Source organism: Actinoallomurus soli (assembly GCF_024055715.1).
GTDB classification, from domain to species: Bacteria; Actinomycetota; Actinomycetes; order Streptosporangiales; family Streptosporangiaceae; genus Actinoallomurus; species Actinoallomurus soli.
In genome coordinates, this window is the sequence record NZ_JAMXMV010000020.1 from 17,401 (window position 1) to 42,973 (window position 25,573).

Genomic DNA, 25,573 nt, shown 5'->3' on the forward strand with positions numbered 1-25,573 from the left:
CTCAGGCGGGGCGGGAGAAGCGGCGGGCGGCCAGGAGCAGGCTGAGGAGGGCACCGACGGTCATGAGGCCGCATTCGGCCGGGACCGGGGGGTGCCAGTGTCCCCAGCCGAGTCGCTGGAACAGGGGGCCCGGCGGGTGCGGTAGGTAGGCCGCGACGGTGCGGCGCATGCCGTCGACCGCGTAGCTGAGCGGGTTGAGCAGTGCGAGCGACGCCATCCAGGCGGGCATGGCGGCGAGCGGGAACATCGCGCCGGACAGGAACGTCAGCGGTGCCATGACCACGGTCAGCGCGGTACCGAAGGTCTGCGGCCGGCCGATCAGTGTGGCCGCCAGCACGCCGAAGGCCGTCATGGCGAGCGCGGTCAGGGTGAGTTCGATCAGGAGCAGCGCGTACAGGCCGAGGTCGAAGGGGACACCGATCGGGGCGGCCGCGGTGAGGAGCATCGCCGCCTGGCAGACCGCCACGGTGGTGCCGCCCAGGCACTTGCCGGCCAGCAGCGTGCCGCGCCGGACCGGACTGACGAGCATCTCGCGGAGGAAGCCGTTCTGGCGGTCCCATAGCACCGAGGACCCGACGGAGACGGCCGGTCCCTGGGCCGCCATGAGCAGGATCCCGGAGAACAGGAAGACCTGGTAGTCGGGTCCGCCGGCCGTGGGGAGGAGACCGGCGACACCGGCTCCGAAGACGAACAGGAACAGCAGCGGCTGCAGCAGCGAGACCGCGGTTCCGGTGCGGTCGCGGGCGAAGTGCAGGATCTCACGCCGCCAGATCATGCGCAGGGCACGCAGTTCGGCGGGCAGGCCACGGGGGAGGGGCGCCGTCCGTGCCGGGCGGACGGCCGGTGGCGGTCCGGCCGGGGTCTGTGGTGGTCCGGCCAGGGGCTCGGGACCGGGGGAGGAGGCGTCGGGTTCGGCCGGGGCGTCGTCGCGGATGTGGTGCCCGGTGTGGCGGAGGAACACGTCGTCGAGGCTGGGCCGGACGACCTTCGCCTCGTAGACGAAGACGTCGAGTTCGGTGAAGAGCCGGCGCAGGACCCCGGTGCTGTCGGTGACCTGCAACGACAGCCCGGACGGGCCGGTGGCCGCGTCGAGACCGAGGCGCTCGTGCAGCAGCCGGGCCGCCGCTACGTCGTCGGCGGTGCGCAGGTGAATGCGGTCGGTTCCGAGAACCGACTTGAGAGCGTCGGGAGCACCCTCGGCGACGATACGTCCCTCGTCGATGATCGCGATACGGTCACACTGATCGGCCTCGTCCAGGTAGTGCGTGGTCAGGAACAGCGTGACCTTCTCGATCCGGCACACCTCCCGTAGGTGCCGCCAGACCCGGGCGCGCGCCTGCGGGTCGAGTCCGACGGTGGGCTCGTCCAGGAAGAGGACCTGGGGACGGTGCAGCAGCGCCCGGGCGATCTCCAGGCGCCGCCGCATGCCGCCGGAGTACGTGCGCACGAGCCGGTCGCGGTGGCCGGCCAGCCCGACAAGGGCCAAGGTCTCATCGATGCGGGCGGGCACCTCGGTGATCGGAACGTCGTACAGGTCGGCGTGGAAGCGGAGGTTCTCCGCGGCGGTGAGGTCGCCGTCCAGCGTGGTCTCCTGGAAGACCATCCCGAGGCTGCGTCGGGCTCCGGCGGGATCGGTGCGTGTGTCGTGGCCGGCGATCTCGATCCGGCCCGAGGTGGGTGCGGCCAGCGTCGAGAGCATCGCGATCGTCGTCGTCTTGCCCGCGCCGTTGGGGCCGAGGAAGCCGAAACTCTCACCCGAGGCCACCGTCAGGTCGATCCCGTCGACCGCGGTGACATCGGCGAACCGTTTGCGCAGGTCGACCGCCCTGATCGCCGGGACGGTCGACGCGGTCCCGGCGGGCGTCGTATCGGCGGATGGCGTACCGGCGGATGCCGTACGGGCGGGCGTCGGTACCGGTACCGGCCGCAGGCTCATGACCGCTCCGGCAGACGATCGGCCCAGTGGTCCGGCACGACGAACCCGAAGCTCCAGCGGTGACGCTCGGTCGGGTTGACGATGCAGTGCCACAACAACCGGTCCGGATCTTGCTCGATCCTGAAGAAGCGCACCATCCGGGGGCGCTCACGCAGGGTGACCAGTTCGCCGGTGGCGGGGTTCTGGTAGCGGAAGAAGGAGGTGTGCCCCGGGTCGGGGAAGTCCCCGTCGAAGTCGACGATGTACATCCGCCAGCCCGGCTGGTCCTCGTTGGTGTGCCAGAGCCGGTAGGCGGACGGCGGGTACCACATGCTGCCCGAGAACCGGACCTCGGCGCCGAAGACGTCCTCCAGCGCGGTGATCACCCGGGTCTTGGCCGCCAGGTAGGCGTCGTACCCGTCGTGAGCGACGTGCTCGTCCAGGTTGACCAGGTGGAAGTCGCGCCTGACGTCCCCCGGCGGCTCGGCGGCGGCCCGGTCACGCCACGCTTCGTACTCGGGGCCGGACGGCGCCAGCGAGGTCGAGCGCAGATCCTCTTCCCGGAACGCGTCGTGGAAACGGGCCAGGTCGACCGTGGGCGGCCGGATCTTCAGCCGCGGGAGCTCATCGATGATCGCTGCGAACCCGGGAAGCTCGTTCAGGTCGTACTCGTAGTGGTAGACCCCGCTCGCCGACGGCTTCGGACGCTCCACGATCTGGGGGGCGTCCGCGGTCTGCGGCGTGTCCGTAGGGCCGGCCGTGGAAGACGCCACCATGAGATCGCGGACGGTGAAGTCGTAGCCGCCGGCACGGGCGAACCGGATCACCTCGGCGACCCCGGTCAGGGCCTTCATCCGCTGCCGGACGTGCGGGTCCTCCGCTGCCAGGCGCAGAAACCGGGCGCAGGAATCAATGGACATCGGTTCACTCCTTCGATGAGCGACGGGGGCCCGGAGGGTCGAGGAGGAGGACCGACGGGGTGCTCTCCGGCCGGGCCAGACGCAGGAAGTGCATGCCGAAACCCGCCAGGCCCAGCATCAGGCCGGGGAAGAACCCCGACTCCGGCCCCGGCCGCGCGTCCTCCAGGTTCCGCCACTGGGCCTGGGCCTGGATGTTGGCCTCCATCCGGAAGGCGGGCTCTTGACCCAGCTCGGCGAAGCGCAGGAACAGCTCGGCGTTGCCCGAGCGACCGTGGCAGAGCGAGTCGTTCATCAGGCGCGGAAAGCCGCGCATCGTGGCCGTGAGCGCTTGGCGCGCCTCCCGGAACATGGCGTCGTCGTCCTTGCCGAGCAGAGCCCAGCCACTGATCCGGGTCATGCCGATCCCGGCGGCGCCGTTGCACCACGCGTTGGCGTAGTGGCGCCCGTTGCGGAACCGGCCGCCCGCGACACGCCTCAGGTCGTACCAATCCTGTTCGTCCTCGTCGAAGTGGCGGGCCTCATAGGCGAAGGCGCGCCGGCCGGCGTCGACATAGTCGGGACGGTCGTCGCGGCACCCCAGCATGATCAGCGCCCAGCCGATGCCGCCGGCCCCGTGCGAGAGGCCGGTCAGGTTGGCCGTCACGGTATGCGGGTCCGGGCTCGGCCACGAGAGGGTGTCGCCGTCGGCCTGCGAATGGCGCATCAGATGCGCGGCGCATCGGTGCGCGTGCTCCAGGCCGTGGCCACCGGTGGCGTCCGCCAGCCCGAGGAACACGGGGATGAGCCCGGCCACGCCGTGGAAGACATCGAGGCGGCGGTCCAGCTCGATCAGGCCGGCGGCCTCGTCGGCGAGGTCGACGGCACGATCGAGCAACGCGCGATCACCCCACAGGTGGTGCAGGTGAGTGAGGAGATAGATCAGCCCGCCGAGCCCGGCGAAGGCCCCGATGCGGTGGCGGTCGCAGGAGTCGAGGGCGTGGGCGAGCGCGCGTTCGGCGGCCCGGCGGAACTCCGGCCGCGGGGCCGCCTCGTGGAGGTGCGCGAGGAACAACGCGACACCCGCGGAACCGATGTACAGGTCGCCCTCGATGTCGATCTCGGTCTTGCCATCGCCGGTGATGACGTACGACGTCCACGGCGCACGGTCCGGCTCGCGCAGCATCCGGCATAGCCGCAGCCCGACGGCGCTCGCCTGCTCGACGCAGGTGGCCGCGAAGTCCGGGCTCGTGACGTCGCCGCCGGACAAACCCGCGGCGATGTACTGGTCCTGCTGTGCGCGGTTCCGAGCGGAGAGCCGCCGGATCCGCGCGGCGGCGTGGTCCAGCGGCGTCGCATCGACCGTGGCCGCGACCTCGTCGCGATGGTCGTGGACGAGCCTGTCCCCGCCCGCCTCGACGGTGAACATGGGGACGTCCAGCCGCCACATCGACGTCAGCTCGCAGGGCGGGAGCACGCCTTCGGCGTCCCAACTGCGCGGGAACCTGCGCACCGTGTCGATGAGCAGGTCGACCTCCAACGGCTCGATCATGCACTTGGGGTGGCGCGCGGCCAGCAGCAGTTGGGCGTAGACCTGAGTGCTCCAGTTGATGAAGCGCACGCGGGTGTGAGCGAAAAGGGCGGTCACGTACTCGATCGCGGGCTCCGGCCGCTGCTGGAACCACCGGTAGACGCGGTCGAACCCGGTCCTGATCGCGTCGGTGAAGTCCTCGGCGCGGGTGAGCTCGTCGCCGACGAAGACGCGGTTGGGCGCTCCCGGCTCGACCAGCACGCCCGTACGGTGCGTCACGGCCGCTTCGAAGGACATCCGGTGGTCGCTGACCCGGGGCACCGGCGTCGGCAGGCGATAGGCGTCGCCGCCGGAGTAGCCGCTGAGCCGGATGCCGGTGTCGGCCGTGGACGCCGCCGTGGGCCACTCGATCAGGCCGGTCTTGAACACCGAGTCCATGAGCGTGCCGGACGGCCGAGGCTGCCCCTTGGGCGGCGCGCCGAGCACGGTCTCGCAGTCGCAGATGAACGCGTGGCCGTCGGCGACCAGGACGTTCTCGAAGTGCAGGTCGCCCCCGCCGAGGATGTAGAAGATCGCGAGGTAGCCACCGAGTTCGGCGTACACGTGCCCGGCCTGATCGCGCGTCTCGACCCGGTTGCGTCCTGACGGGATCAGCGCCTCGTAGCCGTATCCGTCCCTGGGCAGCACCGGCCGCGGGGCATAGCCGACGACGTCATCGTCGCGTAGCCGGGCCAGGAGCTCCTGCAGCGCGGCCTCGCCGCGGACACAGCGTGGCTTGTAGACGAACGACTCCTCGCGGCCGTCCGCCAGCGTGACGTCCACGATCGCCACACTGCGGGCGCCGGCGTGCATGTCGGAACGGCCCAGGCGCAAGGAGCGCACTCTGGTGATCGGCGCTTCGAAGAACGCCTCGGCCACCGCACCGGCGTCGGCGCGCAGCCGGGCGATCATCTCGCGGCCGTGGCCGGCGAGCAGCTCGGTGACGTGGGCCAGCCACCGTCCCAGGACCGGGAAGTCCAGGTAGAAGCGATGGTAGGACGCCGCGTCCGAGAACGTCTCGTCGAGATAGGCCAGGTAATCCTTACTGGTCGTCCGCGCCGGGTCGATGCCGTGCAGCGCGCAGTGCGCCTTGGCGGCGGCCTCCACCGCCCACGCCAGCGCCAGCTCGAAGCGGCCGAGCAGGTGGTCCTGGAAGTCGTCGACCACCTGGACGTCGATGGCGGGGACCCCCCGACCGTCTTCTTCCGCGAGCGCGTCGCTCAGCCGTAGGCCCAGTTCGGTCAGGAACGGCTTGCAGGCGATGGCGAGTCGGCCGTAGTAGACATCGAACTCGCGCCAGCCCGCCTTCATCCGGTCATCGGCCCGGCTCAGTCCCCGCAGCGCGCTCTGGTACGTCGGCAGCCATTCACCGTGCAGGTCCGTGAGGATCCGTCCGAGGGCGTCGTCGGGACCGGTCAGCGTCAGTTCGTGTCGGCGGTACTCGGTCAGGATTTCGGTCACCCGATGCCGTGAATATCGCGCCGATCCCGGCCGTCGCCTGCTCTCTTCGTGGGAATGCTCGGCCAGCCTGACCGCCAGCCGGCCGATTCTCCACCGGTCGAACTCCGTCAGCGCGACTGTGTCGTCGGCCGGTCCCAGGGTGGAGACGACCTGCGCCTGCTCGGAGAGGTTCGCGGCGCGGGCCGCGATGTCCAAGGGGAAGAGTGGGGTCACGCCAGGGTTCCTTGCTCCGTCGGTCCGCGCGGGCCGGTGGGCCGGTGGGCCGACGAGGGTCGGCCCACCGGTTGCTCTTCGCTTCCGGGGTTACTTGGTCGTGCCGTCGCAGAGGATGGTCAGCGGACCCGCGCTGCAGGTGGAGGCGCAGGCGTACACCTCGGTGGCGGCCAGGCCCTCGGTCCAGAAGCCGAGCGACTCCTCGTCGAGCGGCTCGACGGAGGCCGGAACGGTGCCGGCGGACACGCCGAACGCCTCGGGGGCCGCCAGTATCTCGGCGCGGACCTCCGCGTCCGCGGCCGCGTGACGCAGAACGCTGCTCGGTGACATCGCGTTTCTCCTTCGTTGTGATGAACTCTGTCGTGCTACTCGGCCAGCTCCGTCGCCAGCCTTATGCCGAGTTGTCGCTCGACATCCTTGATTTCCGTTACCGCGGCATCCATCTTTGGTTTGTCGTTCTGCCAGGCGATCAACTCCTCTTCCGCAGCGGATATCCCGTCCCGGATAAAGAATGATTCGAGCCATTCCTTGGTGGCCTGGGGATGCAGATCCGTTACCGGCGTGACGCGCGCCAGCAGTGGCTCCTCGGGAAGTGCGAGTGCGAGTCGGAGCATTTCCTGCAGGCTGCCGTCGGGGGGAAGCAGCGCGCACAGCAGCATCAGGTGCTGGATCTGACGGACCGTCTCGATCGCTCGGTGCTTGGTCAGGTCACTCGGCGGCTTCGGTCCGGTGCCCTTGAGTGCTCCCATGCGGCGTACCCTTCTCGGACGGTCCCTGATCACTCTATGGAGTGGTATGGTCACGGAGAGTTAATTAAGGTGAATGTTATTGGCACTCCAAAGCGAAGTCAAGGCCCTGCGAGATGTCCCGTAAGGGCGAAGCGAGCGTTTTGGGGTTTTCATGGTGGAGGGTGGAATGGTTACTCCGATTACCGTCGATCTTTCGGATCCCGAGCTGCTGCAGGACCCGTTCCGCGGTTATTCGCGGCTGCGCGAGCGGTCGCCGATGGTGCAGGTCGTCCACGGCGACCGGGGCTCGTCCCTCTGGATCGTCACGCGGCACGCGGACGTCCGGGTGGTGCTGAACGACCGCCGGTTCGTCAACGCCCCGGCCAACGTGCCCGGCATGGAGATCGAGGACGCCCGCGCGGAGGTCTTCCGGGCGATGGGGATCGACGACGACTACGCGCCGTACCTGCTCCGCAGCGTGCTGGACGCCGACGGTGACGACCATCTCCGGCTCCGCAGGCTCGTCTCCCGCGCGTTCACCGCGCGCCGCGTCACGGCTCTACTGCCTCGGGTCGGGGAGATCGTCGGACGGCTGCTCGACCGACTTCCCGACCGTGCGTCTCCGCCGGACGGTGTGGTCGACCTCCTCGAGCACTTCGCCTATCCGCTGCCGATCACCGTCATCTGCGAGCTCGTGGGGATCCCCGAGGAGGACCGCGGGCGGTGGCTGCGGTGGAGCCGCGCACTGATGCGCTCGCACGAGACCGGGCACTTCACCGCGGCGATCCGCGGCATCGTCGACCACGTCAAGGAGCTGATCGCGCGCCGCCGGGCCGAGCCCGCCGACGACCTGCTGACCGCCCTGATCGGTGTGCACGACGAGGACGGGGGCGTGCTCAGCGAGTTCGAGCTGGTCACCATGGTGCTGACCATCGTGCTCGCCGGGCACGAGACCACCGCGCACCTGATCGGCAACGGCATGGTGGCGCTGCTGACCCATCGCGACCAGCTCGACCTCCTGCGCGCCGACCCGGCCACGCTGCTGCCGCGCGCCGTGCAGGAGCTGATGCGCTGGTGCGGGCCGGTACAGGCCGCCCGGGTCAGATACGCCACCGAGGACGTCGAGATCGGCGGAAGGAGGCTGCGGAAGGGCTCACCCGTGATGGCCAGTCTCGTCTCCGCCAACTTCGACCCGCGCCGCTTCGCCGACCCGCACCGGCTCGACATCACCCGGCGGCCGGACGGCGGCCACGAGACCCATCTCGGATTCGGTCACGGCCTGCACTACTGCCTCGGCGCCGCCCTGGCCCGCCAGGAGGCCGAGGTCGCCTTCGCCGGCCTCCTCGACCGCTACCCCGGCCTGTCCCTGGCGGTCCCTCCGGAGAGCCTCGACCGCATCCCCATGCCCGGCACCTGGCGGCTGGCCGCCCTCCCCGTCCGGCTCGGCTCTCCACCGCCCGCTCACCCGTCCGCGGTCACCTCGGGGGCCACCTCGCCCACCGGCACCTGACGGGTACGGACCATTCCCGGCGGGACGTCCGTCACCGTCCTCCGGCTCGGGGGCGCACAGGCGGAGCTCCGGCCAGTGCTCTCGCCACCGCCGGGCCTTCCGGGCGAAGACGTCGGCGGGCGCCAGGACGAGGTTCGGCCGGAGGACGAGGCCGAGAAGGTCGGTGAGGCCGAACGGCGCGTACAGCCGCCACGCGCCGTCGGGTTCCAGCCGCGCTCCCACGCTGGAGGCGGTCGACGGGAAGGCCCCGATGGCCATCTCGGCCGAGAGGTACCGCGGACAGGGGAAGCCGAATCTCGCCTCGTACCAGAGGTGCACCCGGGCCTGGTTGCGGACCTCCAGCTCGGCGGGCAGGTCGCGGACCGCGGCCCGCGCCGCCCGGATCGCCTCGTCCTCGGCCGCCCGGCCGAGGTCGGCGTCGTCGAAGTAGATCAGGTCGTGGTCGCGGCTCCCCTGATCGAGGGCACGGCCGGTCCGGTGGTTCCAGACCGTCTGGGCGACGCATCCGGCCGCGAGGTACCAGCCCGGCAGACCGAGGCCGGCGCAGCGGGCCGGCACCTCGGCCAGGAGGTCGCTCTCGCGCAGCATCGAGCGCACGGTCTCCGCGTCGCGTACGGTGCCCGCGGTCGCCGGGGCGGGACCGACCAGGAGGTTCATCGCGACGCCGGCGCGGGCCGGCTCAGCCCGCCGGCCGGAGACGGTACAGGATCTCGCCGGCGTCGGGGACGACCAGGACGTCCGGATCCGGGTCCTCGATCCACCGGTCGACGTCGATGGAGGCGGGGTCCCGGTATCCCAGGCCGTGGGCGGCGCAGACGTCCTCGGGGATGCCCGTGGCGAGGGTGACGTCGATCCGCGGCCGCTCCACGCCCGCCTCGTACGTGCCCTGCCCGCGCAGGTGCGTGCTGTGCGCCAGGACGCCCAGCGGCCGGTCGCGGAACCGGTCCCACTGGGCGAGGAAGTAGTCGCGCGTGTGGTAGCCGATCTCGGCGAGGACCGCGCCGTGGGTCACGCTGAAACGGTCGATGTGCGGGGCGTAGACGATCACCTCGCCGCCGTCGGCGATCACCGGCTCGACCTTGTACATCCCCTTGGCGGCCGTCCACATGTCCGCGTACCGGCGCGGCATGATCGACAGCACCGTCTTGTAGGGCCGGTCGACGTGGCGGACGTGCACGTGGGCCGACAGCTCGGCGGCGGCGGCCCAGGCCTCCTCGGGGGGCCCGGCGTAGAGGCCGGCCAGCTCGGTCCCGCCCGGCCGTACGACCATGGCCAGGCACAGCTTCGACGTCGGGATCATCGCGGCGGCGCGGTCGATGATCGCCCGCACGGGGGTGACGCCGCGCGCGCCGATGATGTCGTAACTGGTGATCAGCGCGCCGAGCCAGTGCGAGAGGTCGATCACCTCGGGGCCGCCGACGCCCGGGAAGAAGTACTTGTTGCCTCCGGAGAAGCCGACGACCTCGTGCGGGAACACCGGCCCGCACACGATCGCGAGGTCCGCCTCGGCGACGAGGCGGTTGATCCGTACGTCGACCGGGCGGTCGAGCCGTCCGCCGCTCAGCTCGCGGACCTCCCCGGCGGTGATCGTGCCGAGGGTCGCGTATGTCGCCGGATCGGACCAGGCGTGGTTGAGGACGGTCATCTCCGGGAGCAGGCGGTCCCGGCCGATCCCGGCGGCGCCGACGAGCGCGTCGAGCGCGGCGTCGTCCATGGGCTGGTGGGTGCCGAGCGCGACCAGGACGTCGATGCGGGCCGCCCGGCCGGCGAGCGCGTCGTGGAGCAGGCGGAGCATCAGGGGCATCGGCGCAGACCGGGTCCCGTCCGGGATCACCACGACCACGTGCCGGCCGTCGACGTCCCGGCCGGTCAGCAGGTCCTGAACGGTCCCGCGGATCTCGTCCTCGGTGAGCGTACGCTCCGGACTGCCCGTCCCCTGTACCACGATCGGCCTTCCTTCCCTCGATCGGCGGCGCCTCCCGGAAGACCATCTCATCACCGGATCCCGCGCCGGGGAACGGGGTCGCGCGGCCCGAAACGCGGCCCGGGAGACCCCGCCGGGGAGACCTGCCGACAGGAGCCGGAGGTGTCCGCGCGTGTCCCGTCCCGGCCGCCGTCTGAGAAAGCTCTGAGGAGGACCGGCCTAGTCTCCTGCGCGTCGGACGAGTCGACCGCAGCGAGGCGACGATGCAGGACAGGCCAGACGACGCGATCTTCCCGCAGGCTCTGCTGGACGCGCTGGCGAGCGCGCCCGAGGCGCCGGCGTTCGAGCACGGGGAGCGGGTGGTCTCACGGGGTGCGCTGCTGGAGACGATCCGGCGGGTGGCGGGAGGCCTGCGGGCCGCCGGCCTCGGGCCGGGCCGCGGCCTGGCGATGGTGGCGTCGGTCTCGCCGGAGGCGTTCGCCGCGCGCGTCGCCGCCTACGCGCTGGGCTGCCGGGTCGTGGGCGTACGCCCGGGGCACACGGCCGCGCAGCTCGCCGCGATGCTGAACGCCGACGTCGAGGCGGTGGTGGTCGACGGGCCGTCCCTGACGCCGCAGCTCGTCGCGGCGACCGGGGACAGGCCGCTGCTCTCGCTGGGGGAGTGCCCGGAGGGGAAGGACCTGCTCACCGGCGCGGCCGATGAGCCGCTGACCGCGCGGGGGCGTCCCGACGACGTCGCCCGGCTGACGTACACGAGCGGCAGCACCGGGCTGCCCAAGGGCTGTGCGCAGACCTACCGGGCCCTCACCGACCACTGGGCGCACCGGCCCTCCACCTGGCCGTCCGAGGTCGCCCGGATGGCGCACGGCTTCGAGCGCTGCCTGGTGTTCGGCACGCTCGCCAGCCCGGTGGTCATGGACTGGACCACGCTGTCCCTGATGGGCGGGGGCGTCGGCGTGATCCCGGACCCGGCCGACACCCGCCCCCTGTTCCCGTACGCCCTCGAGCGCTACCGGATCACCGGTACGATCATGACCGTGCCCCGGCTCTACCAGCTGCTCGACGTCCTGCGCGAGGAGCCGGCCGACCTGGGGAGCCTGCGGGCGGTCATGGTGTCGGGGTCACCGGTGAACCCGCGCCGGCTCGCGGAGGCCACCGAGCGCCTCGGCCCGGTGGTGTACCAGGGGTACGGGCAGAGTGAGGCCGGCCTGATCTCCGTGCTGACGCCGGAGATGATCGCCGAGGGGCCGGCGGACGTCCTGGCCTCGGTGGGCCGGCCGCTGCCGTTCGTCGACATCAGCGTACGGGCCGAGGACGGCCGCCCGGTCCGGGCGGGGGAGACCGGCGAGATCTGGCTGCGCAGCCCGTACATGATGAGCGGGTACTGGGGGGATCCGGCACAGACCGCCGAGACGCTGCGGGACGGCCTGCTGCGCACCCGGGACCTCGGCCGGTTCGACGACCGGGGGCTGCTCCACCTGGTCGGGCGCAGCCGGGATGTGATCATCGTCAACGCCGAGGTCTGCTACGCCGGCCCGATCGAGTCGGTGCTCGCGGAACACCCGGAGGTGGACCAGGCGTACGTCGTCGGTACGCCGGACGAGCGGACCGGCGAGGCGATCCACGCGTTCGTCGTGCCCGCCGGCGGCCGTGCTCCGGAGCCCAGCGCGCTGGCGCGCATGGTGCGGGAACGGCTCGGCGCCGGGAGCGTGCCCAAGACGATCACGGTGATCCCCGAGGCGCCGGTCGCCGCCAGCGGGAAGTTCGACAAGCGGGCACTGCTCGCCCGGCTCTCGGACCACGGCGAGCGCTGACGGAACGTCACCGATCCGGCACCGAACGGATGGCGGATCCGGCCACGCACCGTCATCGCACCCTTCCGCATCGGGCATACCCGGTTCTTACGTGGGGGGAGAAGCAGGTATCCCAAGGGGGGATTCCCCCGTATCGCGGGCGCTGAGGGCGGAGGGACGATCGGGTGTGGTTCCTCCAGACAAGTACACCGAGGCGCAGTAATGACCAAAATCCCCCTCTGCGGCCGGGCGTCGGAGCCGGGCCGTTCGGTACCCGCCGGTGGTGTCGTGTGACCTCCTACGACGACCTTCCCGCCGCATTCGCCGACATGGTCGCTCCCAGCCGGCAGGCCAGGGCGCTGGCACGCGCCCTGAGCCTCGGATGGCGGCCCATGGTCGATCGCCTGAACGGACGCTTCGTCTCCCTCACGGTGCTCCGTATGGCGATCGAGCACGGCACCCGCCTCCTACGGCCGGTGCCCGGCGTACGGGTCGAGCCCCTGACCCGCGCGGCGGGCGCTCCGGTCACCGGGGAGTGGGTACGGCCCCCCGAGCCTCACAAGGGCGCGATCCTCTACCTGCACGGCGGCGGGTACGCGTTCTGCTCGCCGCGCACGCACCGGACGCTCACGAGCCGGCTCGCGGCCGACACCGGACTGCCGGTCCTGGCGCCGCGTTACCGCCTGGCCCCCGAACACCCGTTCCCCGCGGCGCTCGAGGACGCCCTGGCGGCCTACCGGTGGCTCCTCACCGAGCTGCCGCCGTCCCGGATCGTGATCGCGGGTGACTCCTCCGGAGGCCATCTCGCCGCCGCCACCGTCGGCGAGGCCTGCCGTTCCGGACTGCCGGCGCCGGGAGGCGTCGTGCTGTTCTCGCCCTGGGTCGACCTCAGCTGCGAACTGTCGGTCCTCAGCGACCGGGAGTACCGCGACCCGTTCATCAGCCCGGCGCTGGCGCGTCACTTCGGCCGGCTCTACGTCGGCGATCACAACGACTGGTCCGACCCGCGCCTGACCCTGCTCGACTGCGCCGGCCTCCATCTGCCGCCGTTCCTGATCCAGGTGGCCGGGCAGGAGGTCCTGCGCGGGGAGGCCGAGCGGCTCGCCGAGGCGCTGGCCGCCTCGGGGAACAGCTGCCGCCTGCAGATCTGGCCCGGGCAGATCCACGTGTTCCAGCTGTTCAACCGGCTGTTCCCCGAAGCGCGGGCGGCCGTACGGGAGGCGGCCGACTTCATCGGCACGGCCATCGGCCCCGACGCCACCGACCAGGCGGCCTGACCGCCGGGCGCGACGGGGCGGCGGTGCGCGGCGTGCGCGGCCGGTCACCAGGTTTGATTTCGTGCGGACGGGGCATCTCCGCGGCCGATCCAGGAGGTGCCCATGACCGCGCAGAGCGCCCACGTACGGGCGGCCGGCCGCCGTGCGTCCAACAGCACGCCGTTTCAGCTTCTCGCCCGGAGCGGACTCGCCGCGCGCGGCGTGATCTACCTCCTGGTCGGATACCTCGCGGTCAGGATCGCCTTCGGCAAGGGCGGTCAGGAGGCGGACCGGCAGGGGGCCCTGCAGACGGTCGCCGGCACCACGGGCGGCACCGTGATCCTCTGGCTGCTGGCGCTCGGCTTCGCGGGTCTCGCCCTGTGGCGTTACAGCGAGGCCCTCCTGGGCCAGTCGGGGCCGGAGGGGCACAAGGCCACCAAACGCCTGTCCTCCCTGGCACGCGGGGTGTTCTACACGGCGGTGTGCGCGAGCACGGTGGCGTTCAACGTCGGCGCCGGCGGGCCGGGGTCCAGTGACAAGAAGTCCAAGGACCTGACCGCGAAGGCGATGCACGACTTCCCCGCGGGCCGGTGGCTCGTCCTGCTCGTCGGGATCGGTTTCGTCGCCGGCGGCATCGGAATCGCGGTGGGCGCCCTGCGGCGGAACTTCGAAAAGCAACTCAAGACCGAGCAGATGAGCGCCAGGACCCGTAAGGTCGTCGAGGCGCTCGGGATGGTGGGCCGCTCCACACGGGCCCTGGTGTTCGCTGCGGCCGGGGTCTTCCTCGGCTACGCCGCGATCACCTACGACCCGGGAAAGGCCAAGGGCATCGACGGGACGCTGCGGGAGTTCGCGTCGACCTCCGTCGGACCGTGGCTGCTGGTCCTGGTCGCGGTCGGCCTGGTCATCTTCGGCCTCTACTCCTTCTGCGAGGCCCGCTGGCGCCGGGTGTAGGGCGAGGCGACGCGGGCCGTCCCGGGAGCGCCGTCTCCGCCGGTCAGCTCGGCGGTATCACGCTGCCCTCCGGGTGCCGCTCCGGGAGCACCGGCTCGATGCGGTAGAGCGCCGGGGCGGTGACGTGCCCGGCGCTGGTGCGCGGGTGGGCGCCGGCGGCCAGGGCGATCAGATCCCACGCCGTGAACAGGCCCGACAGCCGGCCGTCCTCGTCGAGGACCGGGACGACGTCGGTCCCGGCGGCGAGCATCGCCCGCGCGGCCGTGGCGACGGAGTCCTGGGGGCGTACGTGCGCCGGCGGGTGGTGGCCGACGAGGGTTCCGACGGGCTTGCGCATCCGGTCGGGACCGCCGCTGTCCCAGACGGCGGCCAGCGTCTCGGCGTCCAGGACGCCGATGAGGCCACCGTCGTCGCTCAGCACGGGCACGTGGTGGTAGCCGCCCTGCCGCATGAGCTCCCAGGCCATGAGGGCGGACTCGGTCTCGGTGACGGCGAGCACGTCGGCCGACATGGCCTCGCCCACCGGCCGTTCTTCCAGCGTCCCGGTCATGGTCTCGCCTCCACCATCGTCGGATGGATCCGCCGCCCGCTGACGACGTCGCTCCGGATGCGGATGAAGTGGTCACGCCGCCCGGGGATCCACGGGTTGAGCGGCAACCGGGACAACCCGCTGAGCTCGCCGGAGTCGTACACCGCCCGAGCCTGCCCGAGGACCGTGACGGACCAGCCGGCCTCGTCCCCGGCGTCGAAGGCGTCGACCTCGAACGCGACGATCGCGCCGGACGTGGCCGCCGCCAGCTTGGAACCGGACGCGGTCGCGATGATCACGTCCTCGCCCTGCAGCACGAAGTTCACCGGCTGGATCGCCGGCAGTGCCCGGTCGGTGAAGACGATCCGGCCGACCGGTACGGATGCCATGAGGGTGAGGCACTCCTCCCGGTCGAGGATTTCCAGCCCGTTGGCGTCGAAGCGCATATCTCGATGCTGCTGCCGTCGCGGGCGGCCCGGGCAGGGGCGAACGTCCCGCGTCCGACGGTCCTTCTCCGCCGGCGCCGTCCGATCCGGGACCTTGGTCCGCGGTGGGCGTCCCGGCGGGCGGCGTGCGTCCGGCGGCGTGGGGACCTTCGTCCCTGCAGGCCCGTACACCGCCCGTGATCCGATGAGATCCCAGGGCCGTGAGACCGGGCCGCGCGATCGACCGAACGGCGCGCGGGCAGGCGTTCGCGACCCGACCGACGTCCATCGATCGAGGAGATCGCGCCATGACCTTGGCGGATGACGAACTGCGCCGGATCGACGCATACTGGCGGGCCGCGAACTACCTGTCGGTCGGACAGATCTACCTGCGCGCCAACCCGCTGCTGCGGGAGCCGCTGACCCGGGACCACGTCAAGCCCCGGCTGCTGGGGCACTGGGGGACCTCGCCCGGGCTGAACCTGTGCTACGTCCACCTCAACCGCGTCATCACGACCCGTGACCTGGACATGATCTACGTGATGGGCCCCGGGCACGGCGGCCCGGCGGCGGTCGCGAACGCCTGGCTCGAGGGCACCTACAGCGAGGTCTATCCGCGGGTCTCGCGGGACGAGACGGGCATGGCCCGGCTGTTCCAGCAGTTCTCCTTCCCCGGCGGCGTGCCGAGCCACGTCGCGCCGGAGACGCCCGGCTCGATCCACGAGGGCGGCGAGCTGGGATACTCCCTCGCCCACGCGTACGGCGCGGCGTTCGACAACCCGGACCTGGTCGTCGCCTGCATCGTCGGCGACGGGGAGGCGGAGACCGGGCCCCTGGCGGCGAGCTGGCACTCCACCAAGTTCGTCGACCCGGCGACCGACGGCGCGGTGCTGCCGATCCTCCACCTGAACGGCTACAAGATCGCCAACCCGACCGTGCTCGCCCGCATCCCGGAGACCGAGCTGGTGGCGCTGCTGGAGGGGTACGGCCACCGGCCGATCATCGTGAGCGGCGACGATCCCGCGGACGTGCACCGCAGGCTCGCGGACGCCCTGGACGACGCCCTGGACGACATCGCCCGGATCCAGGCGGCGGCGCGCGGCGGCGGCTCCACGGAGCGTCCCCGCTGGCCGATGATCGTACTGCGGACGCCGAAGGGCTGGACGGGCCCGCGCGAGGTCGACGGGGTTCCGGTCGAGGGCACGTGGCGGGCCCACCAGGTGCCGCTCGGCCGCGTGCGGGAGGACCCGGAGCACCTGGCCGCGCTGGAGGCGTGGCTGCGCTCCTACCGACCGGATGAGCTGTTCGACGAGGACGGCCGGCCGGTCCCGGAGCTGCTGGCGCTGCCGCCCGAGGGAGAACGGCGCATGAGCGCGAACCCGCACGCCAACGGCGGCCTGCTCCTGCGCGACCTTAACCTGCGTGACTTCCGTGAGTACGCCGTGCCGGTCGACAAGCCGGGGACGGGCTACAGCGAGGCGACCCGCGTGCTGGGCGGCTTCCTGCGCGACGTGATCGCCGACAACGCCGACAACTTCCGGATCACCGGGCCGGACGAGACGGCGTCGAACCGCCTGTCGGCCGTGTTCGACGAGACGGACCGGGTCTGGGAGGCCGAGCGCCTGCCCACCGACGAGCACCTGGCCCCGCACGGCCGCGTCATGGAGGTGCTGAGCGAGCACCTGTGCCAGGGCTGGCTGGAGGGCTACCTGCTCACCGGGCGCCACGGGCTGTTCAACAGCTACGAGGCGTTCGTCCACATCGTCGACTCGATGTTCAACCAGCACGCCAAGTGGCTGTACGTCACCCGTCGCCTGCCGTGGCGGCGGCCGATCGCGTCGCTGAACTACCTGCTCAGCTCGCACGTGTGGCGGCAGGACCACAACGGCTTCACCCACCAGGACCCCGGCTTCCTCGACGTCGTCGTGAACAAGAAGTCGGAGATCGTCCGGGTCTACCTGCCGCCGGACGCCAACACCCTGCTGTCGGTGGCCGACCACTGTCTGCGCTCCCGCGACTACGTCAACGTGGTCGTCGCCGGCAAGCAGCCGGCCCTGAACTGGCTGTCGATGGAGGAGGCGGTGGCGCACTGCGCACGCGGCGCCGGCATCTGGGACTGGGCCGGCACGGACGCCGGCGGCGACCCGGACGTCGTCCTCGCCTGCGCCGGCGACATCCCCACCCTGGAGACGCTCGCCGCCGCAGACCTGCTCCGCCAGCACTTCCCCGAGCTGCGGGTCCGGGTGGTCAACGTCGTCGACCTGATGCGGCTGGAGCCCGACACCGAGCACCCGCACGGGATGTCCGACGCCGAGTACGACTCGCTGTTCACCACCGACAAACCGGTGATCTTCGCCTTCCACGGCTACCCGTACCTCATCCACCGGCTCACCTACCGGCGGCACGGCCACGATCACCTGCACGTCCGGGGGTACAAGGAGGAGGGCACCACGACCACGCCGTTCGACATGGTGATGATGAACGACCTGGACCGCTTCCACCTCGTGATGGACGTCATCGACCGGCTCCCGCAGCTGGGCGGGCGGGCCGCGTACGTGCGCCAGCAGATGGTCGACCAGCGCCTCCGGGCCCGGGCGTACACGCGGGAGCACGGCGAGGACCTGCCCGACGTGGCGAACTGGGCATGGCCGCACGGCAGGCTGTCATGAGGGTGCTCGTGGTCAACGCCGGGTCCAGCAGCCTCAAGCTGAGCCTGCTGGACGCCGACGACACCGTGCTGGCCACGCCCGGAAGCCTGGAGGAGCTCCCGGACCTGCCCGCCCCCGACGCGATCGGTCACCGGATCGTCCACGGGGGCCGGGAGTTCATCGAGCCGGTGCTGATCGACGACGAGGTCGAGCGGCGGCTGCGGGCACTGGTCGACCTGGCCCCGCTGCACCAGCCGAAGTCGCTGCACGGCATCGACGCCGTACGGGCGGTGCTCCCGGAGACTCCGGAGGTCGCCTGCTTCGACACCGCCTTCCACGCGGGCCTGCCGCCCGCCGCCGCCACGTACGCTCTGCCCGCGTCGTGGCGGGAGAAGTACGGCCTGCGCCGCTTCGGGTTCCACGGCCTGTCCCACGCGTACGCGGCCCGGCGGACCGGGGAACTGCTGGGCGCCGACCCGGCCACTCTGCGGATCGTCGTCTGTCACCTGGGCGCCGGGGCCTCGCTGTGCGCGGTGGCCGGCGGCCGCTCGGTCGACACGACCATGGGATTCACCCCGCTCGAAGGGCTCGTGATGGCGACCCGGTCCGGCAGCGTCGACCCGGGCCTGCTGCTGTGGCTCCAGCAGCACGAGGGCGTCGCCATCGACGAGCTCGCCGAGGTGCTGGAGCACGAGTCCGGGCTGCTGGCGCTGTCCGGGACCCCGGACATGCGGCAGATCCTCGCCCGCGAGGACGCCGACGCGACGCTCGCGCTGGAGGTCTACCTGCACCGGCTGCGCGGCCTGATCGCGCAGATGGCCGCGGCCATGGGCGGTCTCGACGTCCTGGTCTTCACCGGCGGCGTCGGCGAACACGCACCGGAGATCAGGCGGCGCGCGGCGGACGGACTCGCGTTCCTGGGCGTGCGCGTCGACGCCGGCCGCAACGTCGCCGCCCGCGGCGACGCGGACATCGGAGCCCCGGGGGCGGCGGTCCGCTCCCTGGTCGTGGCGGCCCGGGAGGATCTTGAGGTCGCGGCGGGAACGCGCGCGGTCCTGAGCGCGGCGCCCCGGTAGCCCCGGGTGCGCCTTCGATGGCCTGGAACAGGCCACGGCGGCCCGGGGCGTCCAGGGTGGCCCGGGTGCGGCCCGGTGACCTGGTGTTCCATACTGTGAACAGCGGGCCCGGGCAGCGGCCTGACGGGGGAGGTTCTCGCTGCCATGCCTTCGGACATCCGGTCGGGCCAGGACGGTTCCGGCCTTCTGCCGCAGCTGAGGCTCGACGAGCTGCTCGCCGAGCTGCAGACGCGGCTGGCCGCCGTGCTCACCACCCGTGACCGCGTGCACGCGCTGGTGGAAGCGGTCGTGACCATCGAGAGCGATCTGGACCTCGACGTCGTGCTGCGGCGGATCGTCGAGGCGGCGGCCACGCTCGCCGGCGCCCGCCGATGCTCCCTGCGAGTGATCGGGGAGGACGACCGGCTCGGGCGGCTCGTGACCGCCGGAGGGCATGGCGACCCCGGCGCCGATCCGCCGCCGGGCCGATCGCTCAGCGTGCCGGTACGGGTCCGGGACGCGGTGTTCGGCACGCTCGAGCTCGCCGGCAGGAAGGACGGCGGGGAGTTCGACGAGAACGACGAGAACATCGTCACCGCGCTCGCCGTCGCGGCCGGCGTGGCCATCGAGAACGCCAGGCTGTACGAGGAGGCCCGCGGGCGGGAGCGCTGGCTCCAGGCGTCGGCCGACGTCTCGGCGTCATTGCTGTCCGGCACCGAGCCGGATGAGGTGCTCGTGCTGGTCGCCGAACGCGCCCGGCAGGTCTGTTCCGCCGCCACCGCCGGCGTGCTGCTGGCCACCGGCGGCGAACTCGTCGCCGAGGCCACCGCCGGCCGGCACGCCGACGCGCTCCGCGGAATGCGGCTGCGCGTCGACGACACCGTCGCCGGCCGGGTCTACCGAAGCGGCCGGTCCGTCGTCCTGGCCGACGCGGACGAGTTCCTGCGCGCGGCCGGGATTCGCCTCCCGGACGTGATCGGACCGGTGCTGATCGTTCCCCTGGGCTCGGGCCCGGCCGCGCGCGGCGTCCTGACGGTGTGCGACCCGCCGGGCGGGCCCACGCTCGGCCGGTCCGCCCGCCGGTTGCTGGAGGCGTTCGCCGCCCAGGCGGCGGTGGCGCTCGAACTCGCGGACCGGCGGCGTGACGCCGAGCGGCTCGTGCTGCTGGAGGAGCGGGGCCGGATCGCCAAGGACCTGCACGACACCGTCATCCAGCGCCTGTTCGCGACGGCCATGACGCTGATGGGCGCGGCCAGGGCCGCCGAGCGGCACGACGTGGCCGCGCGCGTCCGGCGCGCGGTCGACGACCTGGACGACACGATCCGGCAGATCCGCTCGACGATCTTCGCCCTGCAGGTCGCGCCCGACGAGCGCGCGCTGCGCTCGCGGATCCGGCGCGTGACCGACCGGGCGGAGGAGATGCTCGGGTTCGCTCCCGAGGTCCGGCTGGACGGCCCCCTGGACCTGACGGTGGACGACGGAGTGGCCGCCCAGGTGACGTCGGTGCTGGCGGAGGCGCTCTCGAACGCCGCGCGGCACGCCAAGGCGCACCGGGTGAGCGTCACCGTGAGCGCCGCCGACGACGTGGTCGTACGGGTCGCCGACGACGGGATCGGGATCTCGCCGGGCGGCCGCCGGAGCGGCCTGCGCAATCTCGCCGAACGGGCCGAACGGCTCGGCGGCTCGTTCCACGTCGGGCCGGGGGAGCGCGGCGGCAGCGTCCTGGAATGGCGCGTCCCCGCGCACGCGTCCCCCGCGAAGGAGCCCTGACGCCCGGTGCGCCCGCGTGACGGCCGCCGGCGGCGGCCGACGTCACCGGTGACACTGGCCGATCGGCACGGGGACCTTGGTCCCTTCCGGCCGGTTCTCACGGGCGATGATCCTGGAGGCGTGAACAGACCTCGCGACGGTCACGCGGTGAACGGGGCCGGCCGGGGTACCGCGCCGGTAGAGGAGATCCCATGAGGCCGATCGTCGTCGGAACGGACGGCTCCCCCCGCGCGGGCCTCGCGGTCGAGTGGGCGGCGGAGGAGGCGGGACGGACCGGGCGCCCGCTCCACGTGCTGCACGCCGTCGAACGCTGGCCGTACGACGTGCCGTTCCACCCGGCCCCGGGCCTGGCCGAGTCCCGTGCCGAGGACGCGGACCGGGTTCTCGCCGATGCCGCGGACCTCGCCGTGAAGACCAGGCCGGGCGTCGAGGTCACGACCGGGCTCGTCGAGGAGAGTCCGTCCGAGGCGCTCCGGCAGGCGGCCTTCGGCGCGTACGAGATCGTGATCGGCAACCGTGGCCTCGGGGGCCTCGCGGCCCTGTTGCTCGGGTCGACCGGGCTGAAGGTCGCGGGGCACGCTCCCGGACCGGTGATCATCGTGCGGGGCGAGACCGGTGAGACCCGCGGTGAGGTCGTCGTCGGAGTCGACCGGTCCGGCGAGTCCGCCCTCGCCCTGGAGTACGCCTTCGAGACGGCGAGCCTTCGCGGCGCGTGGGTCAGGGCCGTGCACGTCACGTCGGCCCCGTCCGCCGCGCTCACGACGTCGTACCCGGCGGCGATCCGCGACGCGGCCGCGGCCGCCGCGACGCTCCTGATCGGCGCGCTCGCGCCCTGGCGGGACAGGTACCCCGAGGTCAGGGTCGTCGAGCAGGCGGCCGTGGGGCACACGGTGGGCGAGCTCGTCGAACGCTCCGCCCGCGCGGACCTGCTCGTCGTCGGCGTCCGCTCGAACTACGGCGGCCGCTACGGCCTGCACCTCGGCTCGGTGAGCCACGGCGTGATCCATCACTCCGCCTGCCCGGTCGCCGTCGTGCGCGCCCGCCCCTGAGACCCTCAGCCCGGCGGTTCCTCGTCCGGCGATCCGATCGGCAGGCGGATCCGGAAGTGCGTTCGCCCCGGCCCGCTGTCGAGTGTGGCGGACCCGCCGTGGGCGTGGACGACGGCGGACACGATCGCCAGCCCCAGCCCGCTGCCGCCGGCCTTGCGCGAGCGCGAGCCGTCGCCCCGTACGAAGCGTTCGAAGACGTCGTCGCGCAGGTCGGCGGGGACGCCGGGGCCGTCGTCGACCACCTCGAGCAGCACCGTCTCGTCCCGATCGGCCGCGGCGACGCGCACCGTGACGTTCGTGCCCGGCGGGGTGTGGGTGCGGGCGTTGGTCAAGAGGTTCCCGATGACCTGGTGCAGCCGGAACTCGTCCCCGTACACCGTCACCGGATCCTCCGGCAGGTCGAGGGCCCAGTGGTGGTCCGGGCCCGCGGCCCGCGCGTCGCTGGTGGTGTCGATCGCGAGGCGGGTCAGGTCCACCGGTTCGTTGGCGAGCGGGCGCCCGGCGTCGAGCCGCGCGAGCAGGAGCAGGTCGTCGACCAGGTGCCCCATCCGCGCCGACTCCGCCTCGATCCGGCGCAGCGCGTGGTCGGCCCGCGGGCCGGTCTCGCCGGGATCCCGGCGGGCCGCCTCGGCGTGGCTGCGGATGCTCGCCAGGGGGGTGCGCAGCTCGTGGCTGGCGTCGGCGATGAACCGCCGCAGCCTGTCCTCGCTGGCCTGCCGCTGCGCGAGCGCCGACTCGACGTGTTCCAGCATGTGGTTGAAGGCCGTGCTGACCTGCCCGACCTCGGTGCCCGGCTCGGTGTACGGCACCCGGGCGGGCAGCGCGACCTCCCCGCTCGCCAGCGGCAGCTCGGAGACGTGGATCGCGGTGGCGGCGACGCGCCGCAGCGGGCGCAGGGCGAGCCGTACGAACGTGGCGCCGGCGACCCCGCCCGCGGCGAGGACGACGATGAACACCGTGAGCTCGACCATGACGAGCCGGCCCACGGTCTCGTCGACCCCGTGCATCGGCAGCCCGGTGACCAGGATGTCGCGGTCCTCACCGTGGCTGGCCATGAGCCGGTACTTGCCGAGGGATTCCAGCTCGACCGTGCGCGGGCGGCCGTCGGGGGACAGCGCCTCCAGCCGCGCCCGGTCCGCCGCGGGCAGGGCGAGCTGACCGCCGTGGTCCCGTACGACGCCGCACTGCGTCACCTCGCCGTCGGCCAGGCGTGCGCCGAACGTGCCGACCGCCTGGCCCTTGACGCGGTCGAAGTGCTCGTCCTCCACGGCGTGTTCCAGGCCGATGGCGTACCGGCCCTTGGCGTCCTGGAGCTGCTGGTCGAGCCGGCCGATGAGGAAGCGCTGCAGGGACAGGGTCGTGGCGACGCCGACGATCGTGCAGGCGAGCGTGAACAACAGGAGCGACCCGACGATGAGCCGGCCGCGCAGCGTACGGATCCGGAGCCGGCCCAGGAGCAGGCGGATCCGGTGGCCCGGGCGGGCCGCGGGCCCCTGGGAGGGGCGGCTCGCCGGGACGGCGTGTTCCGCGCGGTCGGTCGGGGCCGTCATGAGGCGGGCGGCCGCAGGACGTAGCCGACGCCGCGGACGGTGTGGATCATCGGCTCGCGCCCGGCGTCGATCTTCTTGCGCAGATAGCTGACGTACAGCTCGACGACGTGCGCCTGCCCGCCGAAGTCGTAGTTCCACACGCGGTCCAGGATCTGCGGTTTGGACAGCACCCGGCGGGGGTTGCGCATGAAGTAGCGCAGCAGCTCGAACTCCGTGGCCGTCAGCTCGATCAGGTCACCGCCCCGGCGCACCTCGCGAGAGCCCTCGTCGAGGGTGAGGTCGCCGACCGCCAGCGCCTCACCGCCCTGCGCACGGGCCAGCCCGGACCGCCGGAGCAGGCCCCGCAGGCGGGCCAGCACCTCCTCCAGGCTGAACGGCTTGGTGACGTAGTCGTCGCCGCCGGCGGTGATGCCCGCGACGCGGTCCTCGACGGCGTCGCGTGCGGTCAGGAAGAGGACGCAGACGTCCGGGTTGTCGGCGCGCAGCCTCCGCATGACCTCCAGGCCGTCGAAGTCGGGGAGCATCACGTCGAGCAGGACGGCGTCGGGCCGGAAGTCCCGGCCCGCCTTCACCGCCTCGGCGCCGGCGCCGGCCGTCATGACCTCCCAGCCCTCGAAGCGCAGGACGCTGGCGAGGACCTCGGCGAGGCTCGTCTCGTCGTCGACCACGAGCACGCGTACCGGCGAACCGTCGGGTCGCGTCATCAACGGGTGCCGGGCCGACGGGGAATCGGGGGGTCGGGGTTCGCTCATCGTCTCCTACGCTGCTCCCGCAGTTCTGGGCACCCTGAACGTTCGCTGAGAAATCCCTCTGAGCGTTCCTCATCCGCGCAGGTCGGCGCGGTCTCAGCGGGGGCGCACAAGCCGTTCAGAAGGAACGTTCAGCTTCGGGACCGAAAGTAGTCGACCGAACGACCCAAATCATACGGGGGGACAACCTGTGACTACTCTCGACGAACGGGCCGCGGTGCGGAGGCCAGGGGCCGGCCGGCAGCCGGTACGCGCCCGGCCCGAGCACGTGCTGGTCCCGATCGGCCTGGGAGCGGCCGCGGTGATCGCGCTGTGGTGGCATGACACTCCGGCCATCCACGGCTTCGGCGACTGGCTCACCAACGCCGGACGCATCACCGGGCTGCTGGCCGGATTCGCGGCCGTCGTCCTCGTCGGCCTCATGGCCCGGGTCCCGGCGCTCGAGCGCGGGGTCGGCACGGACCGGCTCGCCCGGTGGCACGCGATGGGCGGCCGGTACATGGTCTGGCTCGTCATGGCGCACGCGCTCCTGATCACCTGGGGATACGCGGTCACCGCGCACACCGACCCGATCCACCAGACCAAGACGCTGCTGCTGAGCTACCCGGACGTGCTGATGGCGACCGTCGCGGGCCTGCTCCTCGTCGGCGTGGGCGTCGTCTCCGCCCGCGCCGCGCGCCGCCGGATGCGCTACGAGACGTGGTACTACCTGCACTTCTACACCTACCTGGCGATCGCGCTGGCGTTCAGCCACCAGTTCGCGACCGGCGCCGACTTCATGACGAACCTGCCCGCCCGCGTCCTGTGGTCCGCGCTGTACATCTTCGTCGGCGTGCTCCTCCTCTGGTTCCGGTTCGCGGTGCCGATCCGGCGGGCGTTCCGGCATCGGATGCGCGTCGAAGGGGTGTACCGCGAGGGCCCCGGCGTCGTCTCGGTGTGGGTCCGCGGCCGGCACCTCGACGAGCTGCGGGCCGAGCCGGGCCAGTTCTTCCGCTGGCGGTTCCTCACCCGTGACCTGTGGTGGGCCTCGAACCCGTACTCGCTGTCGGCTCCGGCCCGGCCGGACATGCTCCGCGTCACGGTGAAGACCTTCGGAGAGCACAGCGGCGCGCTGTCCCGGCTGCGTCCCGGCACGCGCGTGTTCGCCGAGGGCCCGTACGGCGCCTTCACCTCGGGACGGCGCCGGCGGCGGAAGGTGCTGCTGCTGGGCGGCGGCGTCGGCATCACCCCGATCCGCGCGCTGTTCGAGACGCTCCCGGCCGCTCCCGGCGACCTCACGCTCATCTACCGGGCCACCGACTGGTCCGACGTGGTCTTCCAGGAGGAGCTCCGCCAGATCGCGAAGGTCCGCGGCGCGGCACTGCACTACCTGGTCGGCTCGCGCCGGAACCTCGGCGCGGACCCGCTGTCCCCGCAGGTCCTCACGCGGCTCCTGCCGGACCTGAGCGACCACGACGTCTACCTCTGCGGCCCGGACGGCATGGCGAACGCCGCGAAGGCGGCCCTCCAGCAGGCGGGCGTGCCGCGCCGCCGCATCCACCACGAGTCCTTCGAGTTCTGAGTTCCAGGGGGATAAGA

The 25,573-nt window shown here is 72.4% G+C and carries 19 protein-coding genes and 1 pseudogene; 9 read left to right on the forward strand and 11 right to left on the reverse strand.

Annotated features, from left to right (window positions below; translation table 11 throughout):
* Position 1: 1 nt before the first annotated feature.
* The 5 genes from NDW01_RS34220 to NDW01_RS34240 all read right to left on the reverse strand — a co-directional run bounded on the left by NDW01_RS34220 (position 2) and on the right by NDW01_RS34240 (position 6,804).
* The gene (locus NDW01_RS34220) at positions 2 to 1,936 is read right to left on the reverse strand and encodes an ATP-binding cassette domain-containing protein (protein WP_252828485.1); all 1,935 of its coding nucleotides are present in this window, start codon (positions 1,934 to 1,936) and stop codon (positions 2 to 4) included.
* Positions 1,933 to 2,835 (reverse strand): Nif11-like leader peptide family natural product precursor, encoded by a 903-nt coding sequence (locus tag NDW01_RS34225; protein WP_252828486.1) that lies wholly within the window; start codon positions 2,833 to 2,835, stop codon positions 1,933 to 1,935. Before NDW01_RS34225 ends, NDW01_RS34220 begins: the two co-directional genes overlap by 4 nt.
* A 4-nt stretch (positions 2,836 to 2,839) precedes the next feature.
* Complete coding sequence (locus NDW01_RS34230) at positions 2,840 to 6,055, reverse strand: type 2 lanthipeptide synthetase LanM family protein (RefSeq protein ID WP_252828487.1); 3,216 nt, start codon at positions 6,053 to 6,055, stop codon at positions 2,840 to 2,842.
* Between the two features lie 90 nt (positions 6,056 to 6,145).
* Positions 6,146 to 6,385 carry a cinnamycin family lantibiotic gene (locus tag NDW01_RS34235; RefSeq protein WP_252828488.1) on the reverse strand — a complete coding sequence of 80 codons (240 nt, stop codon included), beginning with the start codon at positions 6,383 to 6,385 and terminating at the stop codon, positions 6,146 to 6,148.
* 35 nt (positions 6,386 to 6,420) lie between these two features.
* Positions 6,421 to 6,804, reverse strand: a complete 384-nt coding sequence (locus NDW01_RS34240; RefSeq protein ID WP_252783181.1) for a DurN family substrate-assisted peptide maturase — start codon at positions 6,802 to 6,804, stop codon at positions 6,421 to 6,423.
* Between the two features lie 166 nt (positions 6,805 to 6,970).
* On the opposite strand from NDW01_RS34240, the gene NDW01_RS34245 reads away from it, so the two are divergent.
* Complete coding sequence (locus NDW01_RS34245) at positions 6,971 to 8,293, forward strand: cytochrome P450 family protein (RefSeq protein ID WP_252828489.1); 1,323 nt, start codon at positions 6,971 to 6,973, stop codon at positions 8,291 to 8,293.
* 72 nt (positions 8,294 to 8,365) lie between these two features.
* Here the strand turns inward: NDW01_RS34245 and NDW01_RS44535 are convergent.
* Positions 8,366 to 8,950, reverse strand: a pseudogene (locus tag NDW01_RS44535) (nucleotidyltransferase family protein); the annotation flags it as partial.
* A gap of 22 nt (positions 8,951 to 8,972) precedes the next feature.
* Positions 8,973 to 10,238, reverse strand: a complete 1,266-nt coding sequence (locus NDW01_RS34250; protein WP_252828490.1) for a lactate racemase domain-containing protein — start codon at positions 10,236 to 10,238, stop codon at positions 8,973 to 8,975.
* A 242-nt stretch (positions 10,239 to 10,480) separates the two neighbouring features.
* On the opposite strand from NDW01_RS34250, the gene NDW01_RS34255 reads away from it, so the two are divergent.
* The 3 genes from NDW01_RS34255 to NDW01_RS34265 all read left to right on the forward strand — a co-directional run bounded on the left by NDW01_RS34255 (position 10,481) and on the right by NDW01_RS34265 (position 14,220).
* Entirely contained in the window at positions 10,481 to 12,031 is a 1,551-nt protein-coding gene (locus NDW01_RS34255) for a class I adenylate-forming enzyme family protein (RefSeq protein ID WP_252828491.1), read from the forward strand.
* A gap of 269 nt (positions 12,032 to 12,300) precedes the next feature.
* The gene (locus tag NDW01_RS34260) at positions 12,301 to 13,287 is read left to right on the forward strand and encodes an alpha/beta hydrolase (protein WP_252828492.1); all 987 of its coding nucleotides are present in this window, start codon (positions 12,301 to 12,303) and stop codon (positions 13,285 to 13,287) included.
* 102 nt (positions 13,288 to 13,389) lie between these two features.
* Positions 13,390 to 14,220: a DUF1206 domain-containing protein gene (locus tag NDW01_RS34265; RefSeq protein ID WP_252828493.1), complete on the forward strand. Its 831-nt coding sequence runs from the start codon at positions 13,390 to 13,392 to the stop codon at positions 14,218 to 14,220.
* Between the two features lie 43 nt (positions 14,221 to 14,263).
* Here the strand turns inward: NDW01_RS34265 and NDW01_RS34270 are convergent, their stop codons facing one another.
* Both NDW01_RS34270 and NDW01_RS34275 read right to left on the reverse strand, forming a co-directional pair.
* Positions 14,264 to 14,770 carry a CBS domain-containing protein gene (locus NDW01_RS34270; RefSeq protein ID WP_252828494.1) on the reverse strand — a complete coding sequence of 169 codons (507 nt, stop codon included), beginning with the start codon at positions 14,768 to 14,770 and terminating at the stop codon, positions 14,264 to 14,266.
* The gene (locus tag NDW01_RS34275) at positions 14,767 to 15,195 is read right to left on the reverse strand and encodes a pyridoxamine 5'-phosphate oxidase family protein (RefSeq protein WP_252828495.1); all 429 of its coding nucleotides are present in this window, start codon (positions 15,193 to 15,195) and stop codon (positions 14,767 to 14,769) included. The genes NDW01_RS34270 and NDW01_RS34275 overlap by 4 nt, the downstream gene beginning before the upstream one ends.
* Positions 15,196 to 15,482: 287 nt before the next feature.
* Here NDW01_RS34275 and NDW01_RS34280 point away from each other — a divergent pair, with 287 nt between their 5' ends.
* The 4 genes from NDW01_RS34280 to NDW01_RS34295 all read left to right on the forward strand — a co-directional run bounded on the left by NDW01_RS34280 (position 15,483) and on the right by NDW01_RS34295 (position 21,696).
* Positions 15,483 to 17,843, forward strand: a complete 2,361-nt coding sequence (locus NDW01_RS34280; protein ID WP_252828496.1) for a phosphoketolase family protein — start codon at positions 15,483 to 15,485, stop codon at positions 17,841 to 17,843.
* Positions 17,840 to 18,898 (forward strand): acetate/propionate family kinase, encoded by a 1,059-nt coding sequence (locus tag NDW01_RS34285; protein ID WP_252828497.1) that lies wholly within the window; start codon positions 17,840 to 17,842, stop codon positions 18,896 to 18,898. Before NDW01_RS34280 ends, NDW01_RS34285 begins: the two co-directional genes overlap by 4 nt.
* A 144-nt stretch (positions 18,899 to 19,042) precedes the next feature.
* The gene (locus NDW01_RS34290) at positions 19,043 to 20,647 is read left to right on the forward strand and encodes a sensor histidine kinase (RefSeq protein ID WP_252828498.1); all 1,605 of its coding nucleotides are present in this window, start codon (positions 19,043 to 19,045) and stop codon (positions 20,645 to 20,647) included.
* 191 nt (positions 20,648 to 20,838) lie between these two features.
* The gene (locus NDW01_RS34295) at positions 20,839 to 21,696 is read left to right on the forward strand and encodes a universal stress protein (protein ID WP_252828499.1); all 858 of its coding nucleotides are present in this window, start codon (positions 20,839 to 20,841) and stop codon (positions 21,694 to 21,696) included.
* Positions 21,697 to 21,701: 5 nt separating this feature from the next.
* Here NDW01_RS34295 and NDW01_RS34300 read toward each other — a convergent pair whose 3' ends face one another.
* Together NDW01_RS34300 and NDW01_RS34305 are read right to left on the reverse strand one after the other, a co-directional pair.
* Entirely contained in the window at positions 21,702 to 23,246 is a 1,545-nt protein-coding gene (locus NDW01_RS34300) for a sensor histidine kinase (protein WP_252828500.1), read from the reverse strand.
* Entirely contained in the window at positions 23,243 to 23,998 is a 756-nt protein-coding gene (locus tag NDW01_RS34305) for a response regulator transcription factor (RefSeq protein WP_308211839.1), read from the reverse strand. The genes NDW01_RS34300 and NDW01_RS34305 overlap by 4 nt, the downstream gene beginning before the upstream one ends.
* Before the next feature lie 187 nt (positions 23,999 to 24,185).
* On the opposite strand from NDW01_RS34305, the gene NDW01_RS34310 reads away from it, so the two are divergent.
* Positions 24,186 to 25,556, forward strand: a complete 1,371-nt coding sequence (locus NDW01_RS34310; RefSeq protein ID WP_252828501.1) for a ferredoxin reductase family protein — start codon at positions 24,186 to 24,188, stop codon at positions 25,554 to 25,556.
* Positions 25,557 to 25,573 lie beyond the last annotated feature (17 nt).

Excerpts from the sequence above, each read along its gene's own strand:
- NDW01_RS34265 (WP_252828493.1), top strand. The coding sequence starts at position 13,390 with ATGACCGCGCAGAGCGCCCACGTACGGGCGGCCGGCCGCCGTGCGTCC.
- NDW01_RS34245 (WP_252828489.1), top strand. The coding sequence starts at position 6,971 with ATGGTTACTCCGATTACCGTCGATCTTTCGGATCCCGAGCTGCTGCAG.
- NDW01_RS34285 (WP_252828497.1), top strand. The coding sequence starts at position 17,840 with ATGAGGGTGCTCGTGGTCAACGCCGGGTCCAGCAGCCTCAAGCTGAGC.
- NDW01_RS34295 (WP_252828499.1), top strand. The coding sequence starts at position 20,839 with ATGAGGCCGATCGTCGTCGGAACGGACGGCTCCCCCCGCGCGGGCCTC.
- NDW01_RS34275 (WP_252828495.1), bottom strand. The coding sequence starts at position 15,195 with ATGCGCTTCGACGCCAACGGGCTGGAAATCCTCGACCGGGAGGAGTGC.
- NDW01_RS34220 (WP_252828485.1), bottom strand. The coding sequence starts at position 1,936 with ATGAGCCTGCGGCCGGTACCGGTACCGACGCCCGCCCGTACGGCATCC.
- NDW01_RS34280 (WP_252828496.1), top strand. The coding sequence starts at position 15,483 with ATGACCTTGGCGGATGACGAACTGCGCCGGATCGACGCATACTGGCGG.
- NDW01_RS34290 (WP_252828498.1), top strand. The coding sequence starts at position 19,043 with ATGCCTTCGGACATCCGGTCGGGCCAGGACGGTTCCGGCCTTCTGCCG.
- NDW01_RS34270 (WP_252828494.1), bottom strand. The coding sequence starts at position 14,770 with ATGACCGGGACGCTGGAAGAACGGCCGGTGGGCGAGGCCATGTCGGCC.
- NDW01_RS34225 (WP_252828486.1), bottom strand. The coding sequence starts at position 2,835 with ATGTCCATTGATTCCTGCGCCCGGTTTCTGCGCCTGGCAGCGGAGGAC.
- NDW01_RS34305 (WP_308211839.1), bottom strand. The coding sequence starts at position 23,998 with ATGAGCGAACCCCGACCCCCCGATTCCCCGTCGGCCCGGCACCCGTTG.
- NDW01_RS34255 (WP_252828491.1), top strand. The coding sequence starts at position 10,481 with ATGCAGGACAGGCCAGACGACGCGATCTTCCCGCAGGCTCTGCTGGAC.
- NDW01_RS34300 (WP_252828500.1), bottom strand. The coding sequence starts at position 23,246 with ATGACGGCCCCGACCGACCGCGCGGAACACGCCGTCCCGGCGAGCCGC.
- NDW01_RS34240 (WP_252783181.1), bottom strand. The coding sequence starts at position 6,804 with ATGGGAGCACTCAAGGGCACCGGACCGAAGCCGCCGAGTGACCTGACC.
- NDW01_RS34235 (WP_252828488.1), bottom strand. The coding sequence starts at position 6,385 with ATGTCACCGAGCAGCGTTCTGCGTCACGCGGCCGCGGACGCGGAGGTC.